Source organism: Algoriphagus formosus, from assembly GCF_002807035.1.
Taxonomy (GTDB): domain Bacteria; phylum Bacteroidota; class Bacteroidia; order Cytophagales; family Cyclobacteriaceae; genus Algoriphagus; species Algoriphagus formosus.
Window position 1 is genome coordinate 1 of the sequence record NZ_NIUC01000007.1, and the last position, 23,356, is coordinate 23,356.

The window sequence follows — 23,356 nt, forward strand, 5'->3', positions numbered from 1 at the left end:
GGTCAGTAGCTTACGGCCACTGGATGAAAGTCGTGCGTTTTTAATTAAGTCTTCGATCATTTTGTTCCTAAGTTTAGGCAACAAAACTGGTCCAGTTATTTAAGCGGTTAAGAACAAGTTCATTGTTGTTTTTCATCAATTCAGTTTTTTAGCCGAGCTTTTGCTAATACCTATTTTGTTTTTTTTGGTAGCTCTTCAGGTGGTCGCAGAAAAAAAAGTTCGGTATCGTTCAGTCAAGAAATTAATAGACTCGATCATGACTTTCGGAGCTGTGGTAATGTTAGGCTTATCACTTTTCGACATTATAACAGACTTCAATTCCTTTGTTAACTATTCAAACTTTAAATCATTTTTATTACCTATCATCTTATCAATCACTTTTATCCCTTTTGCTTACTTATTGGCCTTACATATGAATTACGAAATGTTATTCGTAAGGCTGAGGATTTTCCTAAAGAATAATAAAAACCTCAGATTTGCGAAATTCCGGATTCTTAGAAAGTGTGGAATGAGCCTTGCTAAAGTCAGATCAATATCTCTAAAAATCAACAGCCTTTACGATGGATCCACACGAGAAGAAATTGAGGAAGTGCTATCTCAATAAAGCGATAAATAAAATAAAAACGTGGTCTGACAACTAAGTTTTCCTCGCGTGAGAAGTATGTACGATAAAATCACAGTTGCCCTGCCTGCCCCAGTTTTTTTTTGGGAACCGGAAAGGTATTAAAGTAGGGAGTTCGGCTTTTTGGGAAAATTTTTGAATGCTTCTCTTTAAAAAAGATCTAATGCATTAATGAAAGCGTAGGGCATTTTTCAGTGGATTGTATGTCCTTTAGAGAAGGGTAATTCGTCTCTTTTTTATTTTAGTTTGTAGATTCAGTCCAAACTAAAAAAATACCTGAGGTAATAAGGTTTCAAAAGACTTCAAAATAGCTTACCTCCTGATAAAATGTTATGATCCTCCAAGAAAACTCAGAGGATCAGTTTCAGATATCCTGACACACATACTCCAACAGCTTACAAGGATCTTCATCGATAGCCTTGGCTATCAAATAGAGTTCAGCTGCTGTTAGTTTGGTTTTTGGATTTAATGTAAGTTCACTGATTCTGGGTGAACTCAATCCTGTTTTTCTAGCTACTTCAGCTTTGTTCACAGATTTCCTTTGAAATACTTCTCCAAGTCTTGTCATGTTTCGAATTTCTTAATCCTAAGATAGAAAATCTTAAAAAAAATACAGAAATACAGTACAAAATATTTTTATGATTTAGAAATTCTTTACATATTTACAGAAATACTTATCATATGATACAAAGGAATAAAGGTCATACTCAAAAGTTTGAGATGAGTTTCAGATTTGAGTCAAGTCAGGTGTCTAAGTTTAAGGATGCAATCATCAGAATATTAGACCGAGTTAAGGTACAAGAAAGCGATCAGGTACAGCTAAATGATGTCAAAGAGATCTATAAGCTGTTAGAATATTTCTCAGAGCCAATTGAAAAAAAATGAAAATACCATTTGTTCATCATTATCCTATTCAACCTACTTACTGTCCTATTAACGGTAGAGTAGTAGAAGTGATTCGCATGATAAATGGTTACAATTTTAATCAGGATTTCACCGATTTTGAAGTTCTCTTTCCCAGAAAACCCAAAAACCCAATCTGATTAAATCTAAGCACTTTTCACTCGGATTGCTCCTTTTGAACTAAGGACTATCAATATCTAATCCGGGGAAACTTTTCTCTTAAACCTATTCATTGCCGCCATTCTATGGCATGGTGGAAATCATTGATTTCTTTATAGCACTTTGCGGATATAGGTGTTCGATCGTATCGGACACTCAACATCGAACATTAAAAGAATCAGTCCCATGAAAACTTTACCTACAAATACCAACGGGGACCTAAACCTGGCCTACCCCAAACAGCTCTTCAAAAACCTAATCAAGAACCCTACTTGAACCTATTTTTTTCCCCTGATTGCTTCCATAATACGGGACTATCATTGAGGATCAGGGCGTGATGTTTTCCGTCATTGCCTTTACGTTAAAGGTTCCGTCATTGCGAGGAGGTGATTTATAGCTATAACTTATAAAATCACATTTAAAACCGACGAAGCAATCTCATTGAATAAAAGTTGAACTCAATGAGACTACCGCGTCGCCCTTAGGGGCTCCTCGCAGTGACGAACCCAATTTCGCAACGTTTGATAGACGCAGTGACGATAAGATAAGCCTTCCACTTCAGGGGAATTTTAGCTTATCGATTTCAATCATTTCTAAAACATTGATTGCTTGATCTATACGAGATTAAGGTGGATGGCTTTTGTCTTTATTTCTTGAAATACTGTGGAAACACAATAGAAATATAGCCCGCAGGCGGGCTGAAATACTTGATTCGGTAACGCAGTTCAGTATCTCACCGACCGGAGGGAGGTGTATCTCGCGAAGCGTATTTCGCTGCAGGCGTATTTTACCTAGGGTATATTTCACCGCAGGCCTGTTTCCATCCATCCAATATCAAGCAATCACAATCAAAATAAGCATGAAAAAAATTCTACTCACATGCTTCCTGGGAGGGGTATGCCTTTTTGGAAGCGACTTACTGAGTCAAGTTGCTGATTCACCCCCGGGAGTCTGTTTAGTTAGTGCAGATTCCCCTTACCCCGGGCGGGAGGAGTACAGCACTCCCGCCCACAAGGGGAAGAATGAGGGGGATGGTGAAGAAGGTAAGAATGTTGAATCATCTTTATCTGTTAATCTTTGTTCTGAATCCTTGGTGCCGGTTTTATTTCTGGACTTGGATGGAGGGCCGGTCGCTGCTTCTGGGGAGTTCTTGGATTTGGAAGCTATGGATTATGTAGTTCCTGTCGATCATTCAGATTCCCTTAGCTTGGGTAAATCTGTGCTACTCTATGGGGAACTCCTGAACCCGGATTCTCTGGGGCCTTTGAGTATTACGGTGATTCCTTTTTATGTGGCTCCCAGAAGTACCTTTCTGCAGGAGGAAGTAGTGATCCAGCCAGTGAAGGGGGAGTTTTACGATGGGGTCATGAATGGCAGAACAGAAAAGTTTGAAACTGTTCTTCAGCTTTCTGATAGACCTGCCTATGTTTCCATGGTATTGGGGAACAGGGTGCTTTTGGATGAATACCTAGTGCTTCCCGAGGATAGTATCAAGCTGAAGCTGGACCTTTCCCGAAATACCCTAGTTTTTGCAGGGAAGAATAGGGATTTCTATGAGGCTCAGTTTGCGATCAAACGATTAGATCATTGGAGAGCTTTTGATTCACCGCGTCAATTGATTATTCCTGAATCAAGTAAACTATTGCAGCGTCCGGGAAGCCATGAGAAGATTGAGTTTTTCAAAGGTCGCTTTGGATCAGAGCTTTTGATTCTTCAACCAGGGAAAGAGAGTTTGGATTACCTGATCTCTCAGGCAGAAAAGGGCAGGGAGCTTTTGGCCCCACAATTCGAAGTACTGGATTTTTATCGGGAAAAGCTGAGTGTAGAACAGTTGGATCTACTAAAAGCGGAGATTTATGGGCGTTTTTACTTTGGAATCCTATCCACCTTCCGCAAGTTTCATTATCCCTATGTCGAGAACCGGTTTGAAGAGGAAGATAGGTTGCTTTATCGGCAGAGGCTACAGGAGCTGGTAGACAGAATAGGAGAGGAGGAGTTTCTCAAGGAGTCTCAATTGATTTCAGCAGGATTTCTTGATCTGGAATTGGAGAGGCTCATTCTGGAAGCTCTTTGGGAAAACAGGTCCTTTTTGGAATTAGTGCAGGAAAAGCATTCCGCTGAATTTGCGGATCGCCTGCAGGCTGCCTATCTGTCCAATTATTTAGCTTCCCATACCGGACAGGAGGAGATTCTTCTGGATTATTTATCAGAGACAGAAAGCTATCCTTGGAGGGATAGGCTTGAGAAGCTGAAAAGTGCTACTATCCCCGGTGATCCTTTGGAAGATGCTGAGTTAATCAGTCTTTCGGGAGATAGTCTGCAAGTATCCGAGTTACCTGCTCAGCCCACCTTGGTTTATTTTTATTTCAGTACCTGTGCCCACAGTGCCAATTACTTCAATAACTATCTCTTTCCGGTTTATCAAGCGCTCAAAGACCAGAATGTCCATTTGATAGCCATTTCGGTGGATGAGGATGTAGATCTCTGGAAAGGCCGCATCGACAAATACTCCCATCCTTCCATTCCAAACTACAATCTGAGAGGTATTTCTAAGCAACGCTGGAAGGAACTCTACGAAATCAATTCCTTTCCTCGGGTCATGTTTTTAGATGAAGAATCACGGATTCGCTCATTTGATATCAGACCCTTGGGAGAAACAAAAGAGGAATTACTTCAGGAGCTGCAAAGGAAATTCCTTTATGATCAATCTCAACAAAACAATTCAACCACTAAAACAAACAGTTTATGAATCCCAAGTATACTAAAACATGGAAAGTCCTGATAGGTCTGCTTTTACTCTTTGGGCAGAGCTTTGCACAGGAAGCAAAAAGAGAAATCAGCGGAGTGGTCCGGGATGTAATGGATCGCAGCCCTCTTCCCGGTGTTAACCTCATTGTCAAAGGTTCAACCTATGGTACTGTTTCGGATGATGAAGGGAAATTTACGCTGAGTATTCCTGAAGGGGAGGCCGTTCTGTTGGTAAGTTACATTGGCTATGAAAGCCAAGAGATCAGTCTTGTTGCCAATCAGGCTTTTCTGGAAATAGGTCTGAGTCCTCTGGATCTTAACCTTCAGGAAGTCACAGTGGTGTCCTCGGGTTTTCAGGAACTTCCACTTTCCAGATCTACCGGTTCCTATGTGGGGATCAATCAAGAATTGGTAGACAGGAGAGTATCCACAAATTTGATCGATCGATTGGAGGATGTGACTCCCGGTCTGATATTCAATCGGGATATCAGTGGCATTGAGTCAGGAGAAAGTATTTCCATTCGGGGTACTTCCACATTGATTTCTTCGGCTGAACCCTTGATTGTGGTAGATAATCTGGCCTATGACGGGCCGCTTTCCAGTATCAATCCCAATGATGTGGAAAGTATCACCGTACTCAAAGACGCGGCAGCGGCTTCCATTTGGGGAGCAAGGGCTGGCAATGGGGTGATTGTGATCACAACAAAGCAGGGAAAATATGGAAAGCCCCTTCAGGTAAACCTGACCTCTAATTTTACAGCTTTTGAGCGGGTAAATCCTTTTTATGATCCGAAAATGAGTATCAATTCCCTCATTGATAAGCAATTGGATCTATATGAAAACGGTGCTTTCAACAGTTTGATCAGAAACAGAAGGAATCCAGTAATTCCCCCATTGGCTGAGACACTTTATGCTTTCGATCAGGGCTTGATTTCAGAGCAGGAGCGGGATCTTGCCATCCAGCAATTTAGGAACTCAGATATTCGAAGGGATATAGACCGCTATCTACGTCGGCCCGCCAGTCAGCAGCAATATGCACTAAATCTAAGTGGTGGAAGCAGAAATCATCATTATCAGGTGAGTATGGGTTATGATAAAAATCTCAGTTCTGAAATTGATGCTGATTTTTCCAGATTGACACTATCTGCCCAACAAAGTTGGAAGCTTGCAAAAGAAAGGCTTACAGTCAGTACAGGAGCTTATTGGGTGCAGTCTGAGTCAAGCAACGGGATGCCTCAGGTTTCTGGCCTTTTTCCTTATGAGCGCTTGGCAGATGAAGCAGGAAATCCGGTGGAAGTATATCGGGATTACAGTGTACGCTTCAAAAATTCAGTATCAGACATTCTTCCATTGTCTTGGGCTTATGTTCCCTTGGAGGAAATCGGTAGGAGTAATACCCGTATTCGTTCCAATGATCTACGACTATTTACAGCTCTTAATTACCGAATTCTGGATGGCTTGGATTGGTCAGTGAATTATCAATATTGGACCAACCAAGGCCAAAACAATATTCACAATAATCCGGACTCCTATGAGGCCAGAAATTTGATTAATTCATTTGCTCAGCCTTTGGGGAATGGAGAGGTGGATTTACCGGTTCCATTGGGCGGTTTTTTGGATCAGCGCATTTCCAATTCGTATAGCCATAATCTGAGAACTCAGGTGAACTACCAGAAGAAATGGGATGATCATCGATTGAATGTATTTGCAGGCGGGGAAATCAAGGATTTTCAATCCGAATTTTACGGCAATAGATCTTATGGCTATCTGGCAGAGAATGCTGCTTCCTTACCGGTGGATTACCTTACCCGGTTTGTAAATCAAGGATCCAACAGGTCCAGAAATATTCCCTTTGTAGAGGAGTTTGGCGGAAGAGTGGACCGCTTTGTTTCTGCCTTTGGTAATTTGGGATATTCCTTTCAGGATCGATTCTTGGTGAACGCAAGTCTGAGAAGGGATGCTTCCAATCTATTTGGAGTAAATACCAATCAAAAATCGGTGCCACTTTGGTCTGCGGGCCTAGGTTGGGTTATCTCCGAGGAAGGATTTCTGGATGAGGATTGGATTGATTTTTTAAAGTTGAGGCTTAGCTATGGTTTCAATGGGAATACCAATCCAAATGCTACGGCAGTATCCACTGCCAGACGGTTTGTGGCAGGTCAAAACCTCATTACACGTCTTCCTTCCTTGGCCATCCAGACACCTCCAAATCCTGAATTGCGGTGGGAACGGATTAAAATCATCAATGCGGGATTGGATTTTGAATTCTTGAATTCTCGGGTCTCCGGATCAGCTGAATATTTTCAGAAAAGCGGTTTAGACCTTTTGGGTAATATTCCCATATTTATTTCCTCGGGTTTTACCAATGCTACACTGAACTATGCTTCTACTCGGACCAAAGGATGGGATTTTGTAATGAATACAATCAATACCAAGGGACTTGTCCGATGGGAAACCAACTTTTTTCACAGTGTTTTGAATGATCAGGTATTGGAAGTGGAGAATCTCCCTACTGCCAATCAACTGATTAACTATACCCCTGCTTTGCCAACTCCTCAAATTGGTAGGCCACTATTTTCTATTTATAGTTTTCCTTTTGCTGGATTGGATGCTTCGGATGGTGCTCCACTGGGAATAGTGGAAGGGGAGCCAAGTAGGGATTACTCCACGATTTTCGCGGAAGCTACGCCGGAAAATATTCAGTTTCACGGTTCAGGAAGACCTACCAATTTTGGGGCTTTCAGAAATACAGTACGGTATAAGGGCTTCAGTTTATCTGCCAATATTACTTATCGCTTGGGCTATTTCGTCAAGCGTTCAGGGGTAGATTATATAGATATCAACAGGGGAGGGTTTGGTCATGCTGATTATGAGAGCAGATGGCAGCAACCTGGAGATGAGCTTATTACTTCTATTCCTGCTGACCCGGGTACCATTGATCCATTAATGAACGGGTTTTACCTCAGTAGTGCTGCCCTTGTGGAAAGGGGAGATCATATCCGTTTTCAGGATTTAAGAATTGGCTATGACTGGCAGCCTACTAATAAAGGTGCCGGGATTTTCCGGCAATTAGAAAGCTATATCTATATCAACAATCTGGGAATCCTTTGGAAAGCCAGTAAAGCATTGCCTGATCCTGATTTTCAGGTTTCTCAAAATTTAAGATCTGTGGCTATTGGCTTTAGAGCCTCTTTCTAACCATTCATGCCTCGGGGTAAAAGGGAGGAGTAAAGCTTTCCTCAAAAGACTCCCCGGTTTATGGTTTAGCCACCCCAGGCATTTTATTCATCAATAAAAAACATACTTATGAAACGTATATTGATTTTCTTCTTTGGGTTTCTACTTCTAGGAATCCAGTCCTGTTCAGAGTTTCTGGACAGCAAGCCTAATCGTAACCTGGTTATTCCGCAAAGTTTGGATGATTTTCAGCAAATGCTAGATGCCGAACTCCGGGGCTTAAATGATTTCTACATGAATGGGCTATTTAGCTCAGATGATATTTATTTCAGTGAGAGCCTATTAAGCCTACTTAGCTTTAGTCAGACATCATTTTATTTCTGGGAGGCTGATCCTTACCTTCCAGATGAATGGGATGCAGGTTTTGCCTCCTCATATCGAAAAATTCTTTATGCCAATTTGGTATTGGAAGGATTGGAAAATTATGAGCCGGCCAATGAATTAGAACGAAACAGAGTGTTGGAATTGGAATCCTCGGCAAGGTTTTTTAGAGCCTTGGGGCACTATGAGGTTTTGTTGCATTTTGCACCTCCCTATGATCCCAGCCAACCTGATCAATTGGGGATTTCCATCCGATTGGCATCCGATATCAATGTTAAAAATGAGCGGTCAACCATGAAAGAATGTTTTGATCAGATCATTGAGGACTTGGAATTTGGATTGGACTATTTGCCAACCAAGGCTGAAATCCCTACTCGGCCATCCTTATGGGCCAGTAATGCCTTTTTGGGTAGGGTATTCTTAAACATGTTGGATTATGAAAAGGCTTATACCTATTCTAAGACTGCCTTGGACATCGATAATTCCCTGATGGATTTTAAAATGATTGATTCTGAACTTCCATACTCTTTCGAGGTCTTCCATGAGGAAACGATATTTTATCAAAAGCATTTGACATCCAGACATACTACGAATGGAGGGGCTTATGTAAATCCGGAACTGGTTGAATTATATGATAGTACGGATTTAAGAAAGACCTATTTTTTGCTGCCGAGTTCTGAGGAGGGCCTCTTCAATTTCAGAGGCAATTATACCGGGGATTTTTATCACTTCGGTGGCTTGGCAGTAGATGAAGTTATCTTGAATTATGCAGAAAGTGCCTTTAGAATCGGGGAGGAAGTAGAGGCTTTGGAGCAGTTGAATTACCTATTGGAGAATCGATATGAGGAAGGCTTTGAAGCAATTTCTGAATTATCTGGTCAGGATTTACTTGAAAAGATTGTTATGGAAAGAAGAAAGGAATTGGTGTATAGGGGATTGAGATGGCTTGATCTTAAAAGATTCAATTTGTACCCTGAGTTGGCAGTCACTTTGGATCGTACATTCAATGAACGTCAGGCAACTTTACCACCCAATGATCTTCGGTATGCTTTTCTGATTCCACCGGCTGAGATTAATCTGAATCCCATACAGCAAAATCCAAGGTAGGAAAGGAGGGAGGAACTCTCCACAAGAAAGTTCCTCCCTTAATTTTATGGCGTAGCCAACGGTAGCGACCCGTTTTTAATAAACTCACCTGATTCTACCTCATCTGCTGTAAGCATTGGGTCTTCAAAGGAACAGGTTTCCTGGACCGACTGATTACACTCGTAGGTATTGGGACCCGGAGTGACATCAGTTAAATCATACCAGATTTCCGTGCCGGGAGCAGGATCCTCTGCATACCTTACTTCTGGGTTATGGGCGAAATTCATCGCCATCGCCAAGCTTGCTCCCAGCAACAATGCCAGTGCTGGAAGCAGTTTTCTTAATTTATTCATAGTTATGGACCCTTTTTTGACCAATCAAAAAGGGACAAAACGTTTGGGTTGTTTGCCTACTCTGAAAAGGGTTTTCGGCTTCTCCCTTTTGCTCATCGGTGTTGGTCTGCTTCTCACCCAAACCATCGAGAAGAATGAGCATGTTTTAGTCTTGGAGGAATGTTTTCTCTTTAAATGGATTTTTCCGGATAGGGACTTATCATCCCTAGGCCGTGGGGCAGTTTAGTACTCGCTGCCCCTAAATTTTTATTTAAATTGCTTCATATTGTTTTTTTAGTTTGGGGATTTTCTTAACTTAAGATTACTTTCATTAACTCAATGGTAAAAAGGCTTTGGCCTTGGTTGCTTAACACCTAAAGAAGTCAGGTTTTACCTGGCTTCTTTTTTTGATTCTATCCATAATCCCACAATGGCAAGGATCAATAAATTCAAGTTGAGGATCATATGGGCAGTCCAGCCCATAGAATCGATTAAGCCCGCACAGTTGCAGGGAACTCTTGGAAAAGCTCCCACCCAGATTAGTCCCACATAAGTGATAAATACAGTAAGTAAAAGAATGCTGCCTAAGTATCCCCACCAGCGGGTAATTTGGAAGACAAGAAGAATGGCTAGTAAAAGCTCTGCCAAGGGAACAGCGTAGCTAAGGATTTCAGCTAGCTCGGCGGGAAAAGTCTGATTGTGAAAGGCTTTTCTGCTCTGCTCAAATCGGATCAATTTGTCCAGGCCAGTATAGGTCCAAAGTAAAGCTAATAGGTAGGAGGGGAGTATTTTGAAGGGGCTTATATTTTCCATTTCATACTTGATTTGCGCAAAAGCTAGAAAAAAGGGAAATGGAAAATACCCGACTGGGGTAATGGTGACTTTTTTAGCGACAATGTCAGTATTTTGACTGTTTCGGAATAGTTTTTTGATTAATCATTTGGTTTTTAGGGTCTTGGGTTCTAAACTCAACTATGGGGAAATGAAAAACCTAATTATTCTTAAGTGTTAATCGATAGGGAATTAAGTTTTTCTGAATAAGCATGAAGGGGTTAGCAATTGCTGTACACAATTAGATCTCCTTCCTTGGGTACCTTTTTAAAAGGGGTGTGTAATCAGCGTATTTTCTAAAATCTAACTTTATTGACATGGAAGCTATTTCATGGAAACCTGTCCAACTCCGGGTACTGTTGGGCTTGGAGGGAAAAGCGGATATTTCTGCTTTTCAAAAACTGGGAGAATATCTGACGCTCTCAGAATTACCTGAAAAATCTGTAATCCGGCATGCAGGGGAAGTCGAAACACAGTCCCATGTCCTGATTGAGGGTTTGGTGGGCATGTATCAAAGCCGAAAACTGGTTAGGCTTTTTTTTCCCGGAGATATGTTTTTGGATTATGAATCTTATCAGTTACAGGTTCCGAGTCGATTTGAGTTTCGGGCTATGTATGACTCGGTGTTTACCAATTTGGATTTCGAGAAGGAAGAGTTGGTTCTAAAAGAAATCCCGGATATGAAATCCGTATCAGAGAATCTCATCAAAAGGGTACGTCATGCCAACGAACAATGGATCGCCTTCACTCAACTGCATCATGTGGAAAAGTTGAAGCAGCTGGAGGCCAAGAATCCGAAGATATTATTTGATCTAAAAGACCTGGAGCTGGCCAATATTTTAGGAACGAGTGATCGAACCGTCCAAAGAATCCGGAGAAAAAGGAAGGAGGAGGAAAGAATTTCTGGAAATTGGAAGGATAGACTTCAGGTAGAGTTAAAGTACCCCTTTGAAGCAGCTATTCATCCTAATCATAAAACCATCATCGCACAGACGATTACATGGGCCACGGTATTTCACAATTTGCTTCGTAGTCCTGAGGAGGTGAAGGCTTTTCACGCTCAGAAGTTGGGTCTTCTATCCTGCTATCTCTATCCGGAGACCGAGCTGGATACTGCCATATGGGTAGCTAAATTATATACCTGGCTCTTTTATTTGGATGATATGACTGATCATATTCCCAACGGTCAGAAAGGCCAATTTTGGAAGTGGATATTTCAGGGAATGGATAGGGAAAATCTACTCTTGGAATTGCATACGCTACCGGGCAGAGTTTGGGAGCTGATTAGAATTTGGTATGAACTGCGGAAGGAATTGGAGGGACTGGAAAATATGTCTGAATCTAAGCTATCTCTGATGGAGGAAGAGGTGCAGGCCTTTATCCAATATAATCTCAAGGAGGCTCTTTTGAAGGATTCAGGGTTAATTCCCGATGCTTCTGAATACATGATGGATAAGCCATTCTATTCTGGAGCCAGATTGGCGGTCAATTTTACCTGCTTGGATATAGGGGATGAGTTTGATAGCGAATCAGAAGACTGGAAGAAAAGTCAGGTTCTTCGGGAATTGGGAGCTAAACTGATCTTCTTGAGCAATGATTTGATTTCATTCAGGAAGGAAAGGAAAAAAGGAGACTCCATGAATTACCTCTCTATTTTGATGCGAAAGAATTCCTGGAATTTCCGAAAAGCAGAGGCTAAAGTATTGATGGATTTTCAGGAGACACTTCAGGAGTTTTTAAAGTGGGACCGAAAGATCCGTTCGGATTTTGACCCGGGGAATCTCTGGCAATTACACTGCCTAAAGCAAATCAAATACAAAGTGGCCGGTTCCAACCACTGGTCATTTCATGTCACTACACGCTATGAATAAAACTATTATTAACCTAAACCAACTTAATTATGAGTATCACAAATTATTCCGAGCAGGTCTTGACAAACCTGCGCAGGGATCTTGGCATCCTGATGTTGGATGGAGATAATAAGCTGATCCAATTTGAATCGGCATTCTACTTGGTAGACAAGGCCTTGGCGAAGGTGAAACATTATCTTTCCAGTTATGAATTTAAAACTGAGGAGGAAGAGATCACCTTTTTCAAGGACCTGATGTCTGAGTTTTTAAAGGAGTCGGTCTACTTTGCGGAGTTGTTTAATCTGGAATCCAGTAAGCCGCCCGGTCCCAAGAAGGAAATCAAACGCTATTTTGAAGGGGAACTGAAATCGATTCGGAGCTTCCTCCGAAACAATCAGAATCTGTACAATTACCTGCTTTTGAATAAGACCAATCAGGATAAGGTGTTTTTCCTGAGGAGTTCCATGACTCCCATTTACAAGCCCAATTTATTCTGGCAGACTTTGGACACACGTTTTTGTACGGTGTACACCCTGTATTTTGCAAGGATTAAAGGGAGTTTGGCTCTTTCTGAATTCATTGATTATCAGTTGAAATTATTGAATGGGGACGAGCCTGAACCATCTTACAAACGCAAGAATCCGCTGCACTGGACAGGTAAGAAAGTAGAGCTGGTGGAATTGGTCTATGCACTTAAGCAGACGGGTGTTATCAATCACGGTCGGGCAGATTTAAAGGAAATAGCCCATCGGATGGGTTCATTTCTGGGAATGAATCTGCAGGATTTTTATAAGACTTTTAGTGAAATCAGTATTCGGAAGAAAAGCCGAACGGCATTTTTAGATACGCTTCGAGACAGACTGACTGATTATTTGGAAAAAGGAGAGGCTTTGAACTAGCCCAAAATCGAATCATTTAAAATCAAAAAAAACTATGAAAAAGCTAGTTAATATGCTTTTACTGGGAATGCTATGCCTTCCGGTAATTGCTCAAATTCAATTGGAGGGGAAGTTTGATGTAGATATCCCCCAAAATCAAATCTGGGACGGAAGGTATTTGCTGTACACCTTTCGAGGAGATGCCCATATCTATGATGTAGAAACGGAGGAGAAATGGGTGATTCCGGATCATCAGGTATCTGGCTTGGGCTATCAGGATGGTTATTACTTTCAAAAGAAAGATGACCTCTATACGCTGAGGAAGGTAGGGGAGGAAGAACCTGTTTTGCCTTATCGTTTTTCTTGGGTTTCGGGATGGTTTGGGAATACTGTTTTGGGATGGGAAGAGGTGACCGGTCCAGAAGCAGGAATTTATGGAGTTTGGTATCAAATGGGAGAGGGTATTCTAGCCAGACATGAATTAAAGGATATTCATCAGGCAGTGGGATTTGATTATACCCAGAAATGGTTTATGCGCGAGTTGGACTGGCAAACTGCCCAAAAGCTATATTCCTATCAATATCAGGAGGGCTTGATTGTCCTGCCCAACAAGGACAAAGAGACCTTTTCTTTTTATGATTTGGAGTTAAAGCAGGCATTTCCGGGTGAGTTTATAAAGGCTGAACCTTTTTCAGAAGGTTTGGCAGCTGTGCAGAATGAAGATGGACTTTGGGGTTTTATTGATCGAAATGGCCAAGTTAAAGTACCCTTTATTTATCGAAGAAAACCGGGACAGTTTCATTCTGGTAGAGTGAAGGTGATCAATAGTCAAAACCTAGTTGGTTATATCGATACAAAAGGGGAATTGGAGATTCCAGCCAAATTCAGCAGTGCCACGGATTTTTATAAGGGAAAGGCCATCGCCAAACCGAGTGGATGGGATAAACCTCGGGTGGTATTGGACTTAGATGGGAGAGAAGAGAAGTTGTTTTGTATCAATTGTGTTCTACATACTAGAACGTATAAGAGCTATGCGGCATATTTTCCAAGTCAGGATATTATGAATTGGGTAGATGAGGAGCACTTGATTATGGGTATCTGGGGTCAGGCTTCCTTGTATACTAAAGAGGGCGAAAAGGTATTTGATCGGGTATATCCCTTGCTAAAAGATCTGGTAGATGGGAAATTAATATTGGTTGAAGGAGCTTTTCTTGCTAAGGATTTGGATCAACGTTTCTACCTCTGGGATTTGGAGTCGGATAGGGCTCTGATTGAGTTGAGTTTTACTGAGTTTTAATAGGAAAATGACCCCACTGGGGATAAGCTACTGAAAAACAGTATGTTTTTTTTGAGATGTTTGAAGCCCTTAATTCAAAAAGAGAAAGCATTATGATTCATTCCCTTATTAAAAATGAGTATTTCTGGCCATTACTTCTGATTGTAGTGGTTGGGTATTATGGCTGGATAGTCTTTAGGTATTTCCTGGCACCAATCACTGAATACTTTCAGAACCGGGGCTTGGGGAATACTCAAAAACAGAGGAAAGGCAAATTGAATATCAGCTGGGATGATTTGGTTATTGTCTTTGCCATTCAGCGCAAACTAATCCATAATCCTGGTGTGGATTTACATCCTGATGAGCGAGCCTTAATCAATCAATCTCCCTTTCGGGAAGTATTGGCCAGTGAGCTTCCAGATTAAATGGTCTGGAAAGGATATAAGTTCTGCTTTCAGTTTCAAAAAATTAAACTAAACCAACATACCACTATGAAGAAAAGTATCCAAACCCTTTATTTCAGGCTTAGCACAGCCTGTTTCTTTCTGCTAGTAAATTCTGTAAATGCTCAAGATGGAAATGGTGTTGCCGGTATTGAGGCTGCTTCCAATCAGGTCTCCGGATTTTTTAGAAGTGGAGTCACCTTGATGTATGCCATCGGAGCTATTGTCGGACTGGTAGGTGCTGTCAAAGTCTTTAATAAATGGAATTCGGGAGATCCGGATACCGGAAAGGTGGCAGCGGCCTGGTTTGGTTCCTGTGTCTTTTTGGTTGTGGTATCCCTTGTTCTTCAGAGTTTCTTTGGAGCACCGGCTAATCCATAAGTCTCTGTGAAGCCTTCACGAATACATAAGGGATTGGATCATGAAATGGAGTTTAAAGGGCTGAGGCCTCCTTTTCTCTACCACATGATAGCGGTGGGAGTGGGGACTATTCTGCTCTTTTTGCTCCTTTCAGGTCTGGGATTGGCTCCTATGCTGGCGGCCTTCTTTACCCTGGCTCCCATGATTCTATTGGCTAGTAAGATTCTGGCTTGGAATCGGGATATGGGTCAATACGGCTTGATGAAGCGATCGGCCTATAAGCAGGTTCCTTTCAGTATTCGGCTACGGAGCAGAAGCCCCATACGAGGCTTGAGCAAGTCAAAAAGCGGGCGCTAATCGGGGGTTGAGGGTAGACTGCTTCAGTCTACCTTCTCTTTCACTTGAGTCTTGATTTCCGGGCTTTTGGCTTGGTGGTATTCAAACCTATTTCTTATTAACCCTAAAATTCCATGTTAAAAACAAGGGAACTGAGTGAGGTATTGCCTTTACTTTCCTATGAGGATGGCTTTCTGATTTCAAAGCAGGGAGATCTGACAGCCTGTTTTGAAATGACTTTGCCTCCGGTCTTTACCCAAAGTAAATCCGAGTTGGAAGGGCGATGGCAGTCTTTGATGAAAGGCTTTCAATTGCTTCCTGTGGGAACCTTGGTTTGGAAACAGGATTGGTGTATTCAGAAAAAATGGAAGGAAGGAAAGCGGGAAATTCTGGGTTTTCTGGATGGCAAGAATTCGGCATTTTTTCAGAATAGGCCCTATATGGACCATCGTTCCTGTCTTTTTGTGACTTTGCCCAATCGGGACAAGAAGCTGAGTCCTTCCAGTTTGTCCAATCTATTCAGGAAGCACTGGGTGGAGGACTTTATTCGGGAATCCAAGCATGTGGAGATTTTTACCGATGCCTTAGCCCAGATGAAGTTTTTGTTGGAAACGGAGGGAATAGCCATGCGGGTTTTGTCCGAAGAGGAGCTCTTGGGAACAGAAAGGGGATTGGGATTGATCGAAGCTTACCTGATGCCGGCGGCAAAAGAGGATTTTCCGCAGTTATTTGATTTGGAGTTTAAGCCTGATTGGAAATCAGGACAGCAGCGTTTGGGTTTGCTTTCCTTTGCATCCTTGGATCAATTGCCGAATTCCCTAGAAGTCAGTCGGGTATTTGAATCCTATTCCACCGATCAAAGCAAGTTCTACTGCGGAAATGCCACGCCCTTAGGAGTAAGCTTGGATTGCAATCATATTTACTCCCAGGTATTTCAAATTCAGGAGAAGGAGAAGTTTTTTGCAGGCTTGGAAAGTAAGCGGCTTCGCTTACAGGCGCTTTCCCGCTACTCCCGGGCCAATGAACTGGCGGCTTCTTCTATAGCTGAGTTTTTGGATGAATCCATTCAGGAAGGAGGAATCCCGGTAAAGGCGCATGCCAATATCTTGATTTGGGCTGGTAGAAAAGAGGAACTGCAGCATCAGCTTCGGCAGGCCGGTGCCGCTGCCAGTAAACTAGGCTTGATTTCCAAGGTGGAAACCTTTGGAGCAGCGCAGCTTTTTTGGGCAGGGATTCCGGGGAATGCTGCAGCCTTACCTGTCAATGAGTGTTTCCATTGTTCTTTGGACCAATTTCTATGCCTCTATAATCTGGAGGGTGTAGAAGACTCCGGTCAGACTGGTTTGGGGCTTCGCTTGGGAGAGCGGAGTTATGGGAAACCCATTTGGGTAGATCTATCCGATCAGCCAATGGAGAAAGGCTGGATTACCAACCGGAATAAATTCATTCTGGGGCCTTCGGGATCAGGTAAATCATTTTTTACCAATCACATGGTCCGAAGCTATTTTGAGCAGGGTGCTCATGTGGTTTTAATCGATGTCGGGCATTCTTATCAGGGACTATGTGAATTGTTAGGAGGCTATTATTTTACCTATTCTGAGGAGAATCCCATTTGTTTCAACCCCTTCTTTTTGGATGGAAAGGTTTTGGATACCGAAAAGAAGGAAAGTTTAAAGACCCTCTTACTGGCTCTTTGGAAAAAGGAGAATGAGACTTTTCGCAGATCTGAATATGTGGCTGTATCCAATGCCCTCAAGGAGTATTATGCATATCTGGAGGAGGTTCAGGAGGTATTTCCCTGTTTTGATTCCTTTTATGAGTTTTTACGGGAACAGTATGCCAGCCAAATTCAAGATGAAGGTGTACAGGTTCGGGATTTTGACCTGAAGAATTTTCTCTATGTCCTGCGTCCATTTTATCGGGGTGGGGAATTTGATTACCTGCTGAATGCCAGGGAAAATATCCATTTGCTTGATCAGCGAATGATTGTTTTTGAACTGGATAAAATCAAGGATCATCCCATTCTTTTTCCGGTAGTCACCCTGATTATCATGGAGATTTTTATCAGCAAGATGCGCAAGCTGAAAGGGGTTCGCAAAATGATATTGATTGAAGAGGCCTGGAAAGCGATAGCAAAGGAAGGGATGGCCGAATACATCAAGTATCTCTTTAAAACCGTGCGGAAGTTTTATGGGGAAGCCATTGTGGTCACCCAGGAAGTCGATGACATCATACAGAGCCCGGTCATCAAGGATGCCATCATCAACAATTCAGACTGTAAAATTCTGCTCGATCAGAGCAAGTATCAGAACAAGTTTGAAGCCATCCAAGGCTTGCTGGGATTGACTGACAAGGAGAAGGCCTTGGTGCTTTCCATCAATCGGGCCAATGATCCCCGGAAAAAATACAAGGAAGTCTTTATAGGTCTGGGAAGCCATAGTCAGGTGTACCGAACGGAGGTAAGTCTGGAAGAATACCTGACTTATACCACCGAGGAAAAGGAGAAGATGCGATTGGAGGAATTAAAGCATCAGCTGGGTGGAAATCTGATGGAAGCGATTGAAATGTTGGCTGAGGAAATTCGGGATAATTAATGAGCAAAACATGAAGAATTTAAACAAAAGATTATTAAGGATTTCATTGCTTATCAGCCTTTTCTGGCTCGCAGTGTTACTGCCTCATCAGGAAGCGAAAGCGTCCGTACCCATTGCGGAGATTATTCGGCAGGGAGTGAAGAAGATCATTGTAGCGGTGGATCTGAAAATCCAGCGCATGCAAAATGAGACGATTTGGCTTCAGCAGGCGCAGCAAAAGCTGGAAAATGTGCTGACAGAAAACCAATTGGCAGAGATAGCTTCCTGGTCCCAAAAGCAGCGGGATTTGTATGGAGATTATTATGAAAGTCTCTGGAAGGTAAAATCCTTGATTACTCAGTTCCAAAAGGTGAAGGCGATTTCTGCATCTCAGGCAGAATTGCTCCGGGCCTACCAAAAAAGCTGGAATTTGATAGTGGAAGGAGGGATGTTCAGTCCGCAGGAAATTCTTTTGATTGAGCGGCGCTATGGAGAAATACTCCGTCAGAGTGCCCAAAATATTCAGGAGCTTACACAGGTACTGCGATCTTATGCTTTGCAGGTCAGTGATGGGGAGCGGTTGGAACAAATCATGGATTTGGAGCAACGTATGCATGGGAATTTCAGAACACTCACCCAATTGAATTTGCAGTTGGAGTCCCTCAGTTCCCAGCGCAGCTATTGGCTGAAGGAAGGAAGAACACTGGAAAACCTTTTCAAATGAGAAAGCTGTTGGTGTTGATTTTCTTGGTTGGGTATGTTGCTGTTTATCCTCTTACTGCTCAGACTTGGTCTGAACTCTTTGAGCAAAAGCAGACTCAGGAAAAATACCTCCTGCTTCAAATTGGGGCATTGAAGGTTCAGTCTGAACTCTTGGCTGATGCAGGCCGGATTTTTCAAGTCGGGCTGGGTATGGTTTCGGATTGGAAAGAAGGAGAGTTTTTAGTCCATCAGGAATTTTTTGAAGGCTGGAAGAAGGCCGGACCTCAAGCGAGATTGGTATTGGACCGGATGGAGGGGAAAGGCTTACTTCCTGAACAACTGATTCCCAGAATTCGGAAAGTCAGATTCCATTGGGATCAGGAAGGAAAGCATTTGGAATCCCATGGACTGCTCAGTGAAATTCTTCAGGTAATGGAAAAGCGCTGTTTGGAGCTGGGAGAGTCCTATTCCCTTTTGATATCCTCTGACTTGGAAATGGAAGATGCTATCCGGGCTGAATTGCTGATAGACTTGGAGAGGCAGCTGGAAAAGTTGGCAGCTGACCTGAACCGGGTATTTCTGTTAGGAAATAGCCGATTGGCTCAGGAGCAGGAACAGAAGCGGATTATTGAATCAAACCAATACTAAAACAGAATATGATGAAAGGGATACTAATAGGCATGATGACTCTTTTCTTGATGGTGACAGGAGGTCCATTGAAGGCTCAAAGTGATGAAGTCAGGCAATTGCTTTTGAATGTGGAGAAGCTGGAACAGTTACGGGAAATGCTTGACAACAAGAAGGAGAAGTATCAAATCCTTCAATCGGGTTTTCAACAGGTAAAGGGAATTACAGAGGGGAATTTTAGGCTTCATGAGGCTTTTCTAAACCGCTTGACTCAGGTAAGCACGGAGGTTAAATCCTATTACAAGGTCGCTGAAATCATACAGTATCAAGTTCGCTTGGTTCAGGCAGTTTCCTGGATTCGGGAGGAGCTGAATAAACTGGATTTGGAGGATTGGGAGGAACAGGAACGCGTGATTCAAAGCTTTACTGCTTTTTCAAAGGCAGGAATGGAAAATATGGAAACCCTGCTCTTGTTACTTGCTGATGGACAGTTGCAGATGGATGACGGGGAAAGAATACGGAGCATCGACCGGATTCATCAGTCCATGGAGAATCTTTTGATAGGTTTGGGACGATGGAATTGGGCATATCGGGAGCTATTGGATTTACGAAAGCAAAAGCAAGGGGAGTTGGAGAGTTTGGAAAAAATCCTGAGCTATGAATAAGTCTTTTTTTCGTATTTCAGGGCTATTGGGAATAGGGCTTTTCTTTCCTCAGGTACTCTTTGCCAATGATTTGGCATTATACATAGAGGACTTTAATCGGGTAATTGCTTCGGTAAGCGAAACCATTGGCGAAGACACGGGTGTGCTGCAATCTGCGGCTAGATCCATTGCTGGTATCGGGGCGATTTTCTATATCGGAAACCGGGTTTGGAAGCATATTGCCGAGGCTGAGGCGGTCGATTTTTATCCTCTCTTCCGCCCCTTTGTATTGGGTATTTTGATTGTCAATTTTTCCTGGGTAACAGGAAGCATTGAACTGATTTTAAGTCCGGTGATGCTTGCCACGGAAAAGTTGCGGGTTTCCTCCCAGGATGGTATCAACCAGTTGATAGAGGCCAAGAAAAAGGCCATGAAGGAAGGGCAGTTCTGGAATATGTATGTAGGCAATACCGGAAGCGGTGATCGGGATCTATGGTATGAGTATTCCAATCCCGGGGCAGGAGAGGAAGGCTGGATGGAAAGTGTGGGGAACGGAATTCAGTTTGCCATGGAAAAGGCTTCTTTTCAGATGCAGCTGAATATTAAGACCTGGATGTCTGAAGTATTGCAGGTGCTCTATCAGGCTACTGGTTTGGGGATAAATGTGATCCGGCTTTTTTATCTGGTAGTCTTGGGAATTTTAGGCCCCATAAGTTTTGGATTGGCAGTATTTGAAGGTTTTCAGCATACGCTGGTCCAATGGATAGCCCGGTATATCAATGTGTTTTTGTGGCTACCCGTGGCCAATATCTTCAGTTTTATCATCAATGAGGTGCAAAAGGGGATGTTGAAAATCGACCTTTCTCAAATTGAGACGGGTGGCAAAACCTTTTTTTCCTCTACCGATACAGCTTTTTTGATTTTTATGGTGGTGGCGATTTTGGGCTATACCACGGTGCCTTCTGTATCCAATTACATCATTTATGCAGGAGGGAAGGATTCCCTGCTACACAAAAGCAGCAATGTGCTTTCTCAATACCCCCGGCAATTTCAGAAAATGCTGCGCTAATGTTTCAAACCTATAAAACCACTGAATTATGCTAAGGCAACTCAAAGAATTGGATACCGCCTTTCTTCACCTGAAGTTTTGGACACTGATCCTGATCTCCGTCTCGGTGCTGGGAGCCAGCCTGATGACTTGGATGAGTTGGGAGGCAGTGCGTCAGGCAAGACAGGAAGTATACCTGATTTCTCAGGATCAGGTTTTGAAGGCATTTGCCAATCCTCGGGAAGCAGTGATCCGGGTAGAGGCAGAAGGGCATCTACGCCAGTTTCACCGCCTTTTGTTCAATCTCTCTCCCGATGAGCGTCTGATTGAAAAGCAGTTGGAGGAAGCTTTGTACTTGGGGGATAAAAGTGTGCAGTTTCATCTGGATAACCTGCGGGAGGAGGGATACTTCAAGCGTATGATGGCTGCAAACGTAAGCCAAAGGATTCTCTTGGACAGTATTGTGGTGGATGAATCCCGGGCGGACTATCCCTTCCGGGTTTTTGCCAAGCAGGAAATTGTCCGTTCCAGTACCAAACTGATCCGCTCCCTGATTACCGGAGGTAATCTTCGCCTTATTCAGCGGAGTCCTGCTAATCCTCATGGCTTTTTAATTGAAAACTGGGAGATCCTTGAGAATAAAGACCTAAAACAACTAGCCCGATGATCAGCAAGGCCATCAATGGGAAAAGTCAGGTTATTGATAGTCTGACGGAATCTGAGCGGGATGGGATTATTCCTTCGAGATCCTATGCAATTACCCTTACCTGGCTAGAGGCAAGGATGGAGCCCATCCTCAGAAGCCTGACTCTAAGGCTTCAATCTTGGGATCAATGCATCAGTCAAAAAAAGAGAAAGTGGATGTATGCGCTGCTCTTCCTGCTGATAGGTTTGCTGATCTATCTCCCTTACCGGATGGCTGATTCAGCCGGCAAAGCTAAAATCAGTCCGGCCGTCTTAATCGCACCGCTTCCCCAAACAGACCCCCTTATCGCGCCCGATACACTCTTAATTTATCTTTCACCAAAACCAATATGCTATGAAGAATAAGCAAACAAATCGTGCCGAACAGCGAAAGGGAGTTTTTCTCCTTTGTCTTCCGGTACTCATCGTCCCCATCCTCTTTTTATTGGGGATGAAGGGAGGAGATGCTCAGGTCCCGGATGAAGTCCCTAAAGGATTCAATCAGGAAATGCCCAAGGTCCTGATCAAAGATCAAAAAACTTCCAAATCAGAAGCCTATCGTATGGAGGAGAAATTGAGGGAGGAACCAAGGGATTTGGAGATACCGGCCTTCTTTCAAAAACCCTTGGTGGAGTCAAAAAATGTGGATGAGGATTTAGGTTTGGATCAAATGGTACTTCCAAGTTCGGATAATCCGGCCCCTTCCTTTGCTTTTGCAAGCAAAAAAAGTTCTGTGGAATTAGCTGATCCTGAACAGGCTATGATGGAACAGTTAAAGGAATTGGAAAAGCTCTTGCAGCAGGAGCAGGAATTGGCTTTGAAGCAAAATCAAGAGCCGACTGAGCTGAAGGGAGAGCTTTCCAAGGATCTGTTGAAGGAGAAGATGGAATGGGAAAGAATGATGGATCAGTTGGAGGGGAGATCCGCTTCCGATCCGGAATTGGATCAGTTGGAAGGTCTTTTGGATAAACTGCTGCTGCTTCAACAAGGGGTAGAAGAGAGCGGGGAGAACCCCGCAATTGCTGAGCTAAATGGAATGAGGCCCTTGTCCATTTCTAAGGAGAATGAGGAGGGTTCTGAGGGGAATTGGGATAAAATGCCTGATGCCCTTAATCCTGGATCTACTACGGGTATTCAGGAATCACAGCCTGCAAATGGAATTTTTTCAAACGGATTTTTTGGATTGGAGAAATCAGTAGGGGAAGGGCAGATTTCTGATTCCTTTCGATCTACGATCAAAGCTCATGTAGCGGAAAATCAGGAGATTTTCCCGGGTGAAGCAGTGGAGTTGATCTTGGATCAGAAACTGAACTTGGGAGATATTCAAATTCCAGAAGGAACTGTCATTCATGCTAATACCAGTCTTTCCGGAGCAAGATTGCAGTTGAGTGTTTCAGGCTTGGTTTGGAAGGATAGCTTGATTCCTGTGAGCTTAAAGGCTTATGGCTTAGATGGTTTACCCGGTGTAGAAATAGCTGATCAGAAAGCTTCTTCCCATTGGTTAGATGAATCGGCAAGAGGAGCTCAGGGAATACGGATCAACTCCATGGGAATGGATTGGCAGAGTCAGTTGGCTTCTTCAGGGGTAGAGGCTTCCCGGTCCCTTATCCGGTCTAAAAGCAGACTCAAGAAATTGAAGATCAAAGGAGGTCATCCGCTATTACTGATTGATTTTTCCAATTCCAAAACCCACTAA

At 42.9% G+C, this 23,356-nt stretch carries 20 protein-coding genes; 17 read left to right on the forward strand and 3 right to left on the reverse strand.

Annotation, left to right across the window (positions count from 1 at the left end):
- Positions 1 to 986: 986 nt before the first annotated feature.
- A complete protein-coding gene (locus CDH51_RS19750) occupies positions 987 to 1,190 on the reverse strand; it encodes a helix-turn-helix domain-containing protein (RefSeq protein WP_100630300.1) in 204 nt (67 codons plus the stop codon).
- Between the two features lie 1,353 nt (positions 1,191 to 2,543).
- On the opposite strand from CDH51_RS19750, the gene CDH51_RS19760 reads away from it, so the two are divergent.
- From CDH51_RS19760 to CDH51_RS19770, 3 genes are all read left to right on the forward strand, one after another.
- Positions 2,544 to 4,433 (forward strand): TlpA family protein disulfide reductase, encoded by a 1,890-nt coding sequence (locus tag CDH51_RS19760; RefSeq protein WP_100630302.1) that lies wholly within the window; start codon positions 2,544 to 2,546, stop codon positions 4,431 to 4,433.
- The gene (locus tag CDH51_RS19765) at positions 4,430 to 7,630 is read left to right on the forward strand and encodes a SusC/RagA family TonB-linked outer membrane protein (RefSeq protein ID WP_100630303.1); all 3,201 of its coding nucleotides are present in this window, start codon (positions 4,430 to 4,432) and stop codon (positions 7,628 to 7,630) included. Before CDH51_RS19760 ends, CDH51_RS19765 begins: the two co-directional genes overlap by 4 nt.
- 108 nt (positions 7,631 to 7,738) lie before the next feature.
- Complete coding sequence (locus CDH51_RS19770) at positions 7,739 to 9,097, forward strand: RagB/SusD family nutrient uptake outer membrane protein (RefSeq protein ID WP_100630304.1); 1,359 nt, start codon at positions 7,739 to 7,741, stop codon at positions 9,095 to 9,097.
- 44 nt (positions 9,098 to 9,141) lie between these two features.
- Here CDH51_RS19770 and CDH51_RS19775 read toward each other — a convergent pair whose 3' ends face one another.
- Positions 9,142 to 9,429, reverse strand: a complete 288-nt coding sequence (locus CDH51_RS19775; RefSeq protein WP_100630305.1) for a DUF6520 family protein — start codon at positions 9,427 to 9,429, stop codon at positions 9,142 to 9,144.
- A 369-nt stretch (positions 9,430 to 9,798) separates the two neighbouring features.
- Positions 9,799 to 10,221 carry a MauE/DoxX family redox-associated membrane protein gene (locus CDH51_RS19780; RefSeq protein ID WP_100630306.1) on the reverse strand — a complete coding sequence of 141 codons (423 nt, stop codon included), beginning with the start codon at positions 10,219 to 10,221 and terminating at the stop codon, positions 9,799 to 9,801.
- A gap of 335 nt (positions 10,222 to 10,556) precedes the next feature.
- Between CDH51_RS19780 and CDH51_RS19785 the strand changes: the two genes are divergently transcribed.
- From CDH51_RS19785 to traM, 14 genes are all read left to right on the forward strand, one after another.
- Positions 10,557 to 12,110: a terpene synthase family protein gene (locus tag CDH51_RS19785; RefSeq protein WP_100630307.1), complete on the forward strand. Its 1,554-nt coding sequence runs from the start codon at positions 10,557 to 10,559 to the stop codon at positions 12,108 to 12,110.
- Positions 12,111 to 12,139: 29 nt separating this feature from the next.
- Positions 12,140 to 12,988 carry an RteC domain-containing protein gene (locus CDH51_RS19790; protein ID WP_100630308.1) on the forward strand — a complete coding sequence of 283 codons (849 nt, stop codon included), beginning with the start codon at positions 12,140 to 12,142 and terminating at the stop codon, positions 12,986 to 12,988.
- Positions 12,989 to 13,022: 34 nt separating this feature from the next.
- Positions 13,023 to 14,264 carry a WG repeat-containing protein gene (locus tag CDH51_RS19795; RefSeq protein WP_100630309.1) on the forward strand — a complete coding sequence of 414 codons (1,242 nt, stop codon included), beginning with the start codon at positions 13,023 to 13,025 and terminating at the stop codon, positions 14,262 to 14,264.
- Between the two features lie 92 nt (positions 14,265 to 14,356).
- Positions 14,357 to 14,668: a hypothetical protein gene (locus CDH51_RS19800; protein ID WP_157807182.1), complete on the forward strand. Its 312-nt coding sequence runs from the start codon at positions 14,357 to 14,359 to the stop codon at positions 14,666 to 14,668.
- A 66-nt stretch (positions 14,669 to 14,734) separates the two neighbouring features.
- Positions 14,735 to 15,067, forward strand: a complete 333-nt coding sequence (locus CDH51_RS19805) for a DUF4134 domain-containing protein (protein ID WP_100630328.1) — start codon at positions 14,735 to 14,737, stop codon at positions 15,065 to 15,067.
- Between the two features lie 6 nt (positions 15,068 to 15,073).
- Positions 15,074 to 15,403, forward strand: a complete 330-nt coding sequence (locus CDH51_RS19810; protein ID WP_100630311.1) for a DUF4133 domain-containing protein — start codon at positions 15,074 to 15,076, stop codon at positions 15,401 to 15,403.
- A gap of 113 nt (positions 15,404 to 15,516) precedes the next feature.
- Positions 15,517 to 17,976 (forward strand): TraG family conjugative transposon ATPase, encoded by a 2,460-nt coding sequence (locus tag CDH51_RS19815; RefSeq protein ID WP_100630312.1) that lies wholly within the window; start codon positions 15,517 to 15,519, stop codon positions 17,974 to 17,976.
- A 10-nt stretch (positions 17,977 to 17,986) separates the two neighbouring features.
- On the forward strand, positions 17,987 to 18,679 hold the full coding sequence (locus tag CDH51_RS19820) for a conjugal transfer protein TraI (RefSeq protein WP_100630313.1): 693 nt from the start codon (positions 17,987 to 17,989) through the stop codon (positions 18,677 to 18,679).
- Positions 18,676 to 19,305, forward strand: a complete 630-nt coding sequence (locus tag CDH51_RS19825) for a hypothetical protein (protein ID WP_100630314.1) — start codon at positions 18,676 to 18,678, stop codon at positions 19,303 to 19,305. Before CDH51_RS19820 ends, CDH51_RS19825 begins: the two co-directional genes overlap by 4 nt.
- 11 nt (positions 19,306 to 19,316) lie before the next feature.
- Positions 19,317 to 19,949, forward strand: a complete 633-nt coding sequence (locus CDH51_RS19830; protein ID WP_198514360.1) for a hypothetical protein — start codon at positions 19,317 to 19,319, stop codon at positions 19,947 to 19,949.
- Entirely contained in the window at positions 19,942 to 20,997 is a 1,056-nt protein-coding gene (locus tag CDH51_RS19835) for a conjugative transposon protein TraJ (protein ID WP_100630316.1), read from the forward strand. Before CDH51_RS19830 ends, CDH51_RS19835 begins: the two co-directional genes overlap by 8 nt.
- A gap of 28 nt (positions 20,998 to 21,025) precedes the next feature.
- Entirely contained in the window at positions 21,026 to 21,643 is a 618-nt protein-coding gene (gene traK / locus CDH51_RS19840) for a conjugative transposon protein TraK (RefSeq protein ID WP_100630317.1), read from the forward strand.
- Complete coding sequence (locus CDH51_RS19845; protein WP_100630318.1) at positions 21,640 to 22,026, forward strand: hypothetical protein; 387 nt, start codon at positions 21,640 to 21,642, stop codon at positions 22,024 to 22,026. Before traK ends, CDH51_RS19845 begins: the two co-directional genes overlap by 4 nt.
- A complete protein-coding gene (traM, locus tag CDH51_RS19850; RefSeq protein WP_100630319.1) occupies positions 22,016 to 23,356 on the forward strand; it encodes a conjugative transposon protein TraM in 1,341 nt (446 codons plus the stop codon). Before CDH51_RS19845 ends, traM begins: the two co-directional genes overlap by 11 nt.

Excerpts from the sequence above, each read along its gene's own strand:
- CDH51_RS19765 (WP_100630303.1), top strand. The coding sequence starts at position 4,430 with ATGAATCCCAAGTATACTAAAACATGGAAAGTCCTGATAGGTCTGCTT.
- CDH51_RS19775 (WP_100630305.1), bottom strand. The coding sequence starts at position 9,429 with ATGAATAAATTAAGAAAACTGCTTCCAGCACTGGCATTGTTGCTGGGA.
- CDH51_RS19800 (WP_157807182.1), top strand. The coding sequence starts at position 14,357 with ATGATTCATTCCCTTATTAAAAATGAGTATTTCTGGCCATTACTTCTG.
- traK (WP_100630317.1), top strand. The coding sequence starts at position 21,026 with ATGCTAAGGCAACTCAAAGAATTGGATACCGCCTTTCTTCACCTGAAG.
- CDH51_RS19785 (WP_100630307.1), top strand. The coding sequence starts at position 10,557 with ATGGAAGCTATTTCATGGAAACCTGTCCAACTCCGGGTACTGTTGGGC.
- CDH51_RS19805 (WP_100630328.1), top strand. The coding sequence starts at position 14,735 with ATGAAGAAAAGTATCCAAACCCTTTATTTCAGGCTTAGCACAGCCTGT.
- CDH51_RS19795 (WP_100630309.1), top strand. The coding sequence starts at position 13,023 with ATGAAAAAGCTAGTTAATATGCTTTTACTGGGAATGCTATGCCTTCCG.
- CDH51_RS19815 (WP_100630312.1), top strand. The coding sequence starts at position 15,517 with ATGTTAAAAACAAGGGAACTGAGTGAGGTATTGCCTTTACTTTCCTAT.
- traM (WP_100630319.1), top strand. The coding sequence starts at position 22,016 with ATGAAGAATAAGCAAACAAATCGTGCCGAACAGCGAAAGGGAGTTTTT.
- CDH51_RS19820 (WP_100630313.1), top strand. The coding sequence starts at position 17,987 with ATGAAGAATTTAAACAAAAGATTATTAAGGATTTCATTGCTTATCAGC.
- CDH51_RS19845 (WP_100630318.1), top strand. The coding sequence starts at position 21,640 with ATGATCAGCAAGGCCATCAATGGGAAAAGTCAGGTTATTGATAGTCTG.
- CDH51_RS19780 (WP_100630306.1), bottom strand. The coding sequence starts at position 10,221 with ATGGAAAATATAAGCCCCTTCAAAATACTCCCCTCCTACCTATTAGCT.
- CDH51_RS19750 (WP_100630300.1), bottom strand. The coding sequence starts at position 1,190 with ATGACAAGACTTGGAGAAGTATTTCAAAGGAAATCTGTGAACAAAGCT.
- CDH51_RS19825 (WP_100630314.1), top strand. The coding sequence starts at position 18,676 with ATGAGAAAGCTGTTGGTGTTGATTTTCTTGGTTGGGTATGTTGCTGTT.
- CDH51_RS19790 (WP_100630308.1), top strand. The coding sequence starts at position 12,140 with ATGAGTATCACAAATTATTCCGAGCAGGTCTTGACAAACCTGCGCAGG.
- CDH51_RS19830 (WP_198514360.1), top strand. The coding sequence starts at position 19,317 with ATGAAAGGGATACTAATAGGCATGATGACTCTTTTCTTGATGGTGACA.
- CDH51_RS19760 (WP_100630302.1), top strand. The coding sequence starts at position 2,544 with ATGAAAAAAATTCTACTCACATGCTTCCTGGGAGGGGTATGCCTTTTT.
- CDH51_RS19770 (WP_100630304.1), top strand. The coding sequence starts at position 7,739 with ATGAAACGTATATTGATTTTCTTCTTTGGGTTTCTACTTCTAGGAATC.
- CDH51_RS19835 (WP_100630316.1), top strand. The coding sequence starts at position 19,942 with ATGAATAAGTCTTTTTTTCGTATTTCAGGGCTATTGGGAATAGGGCTT.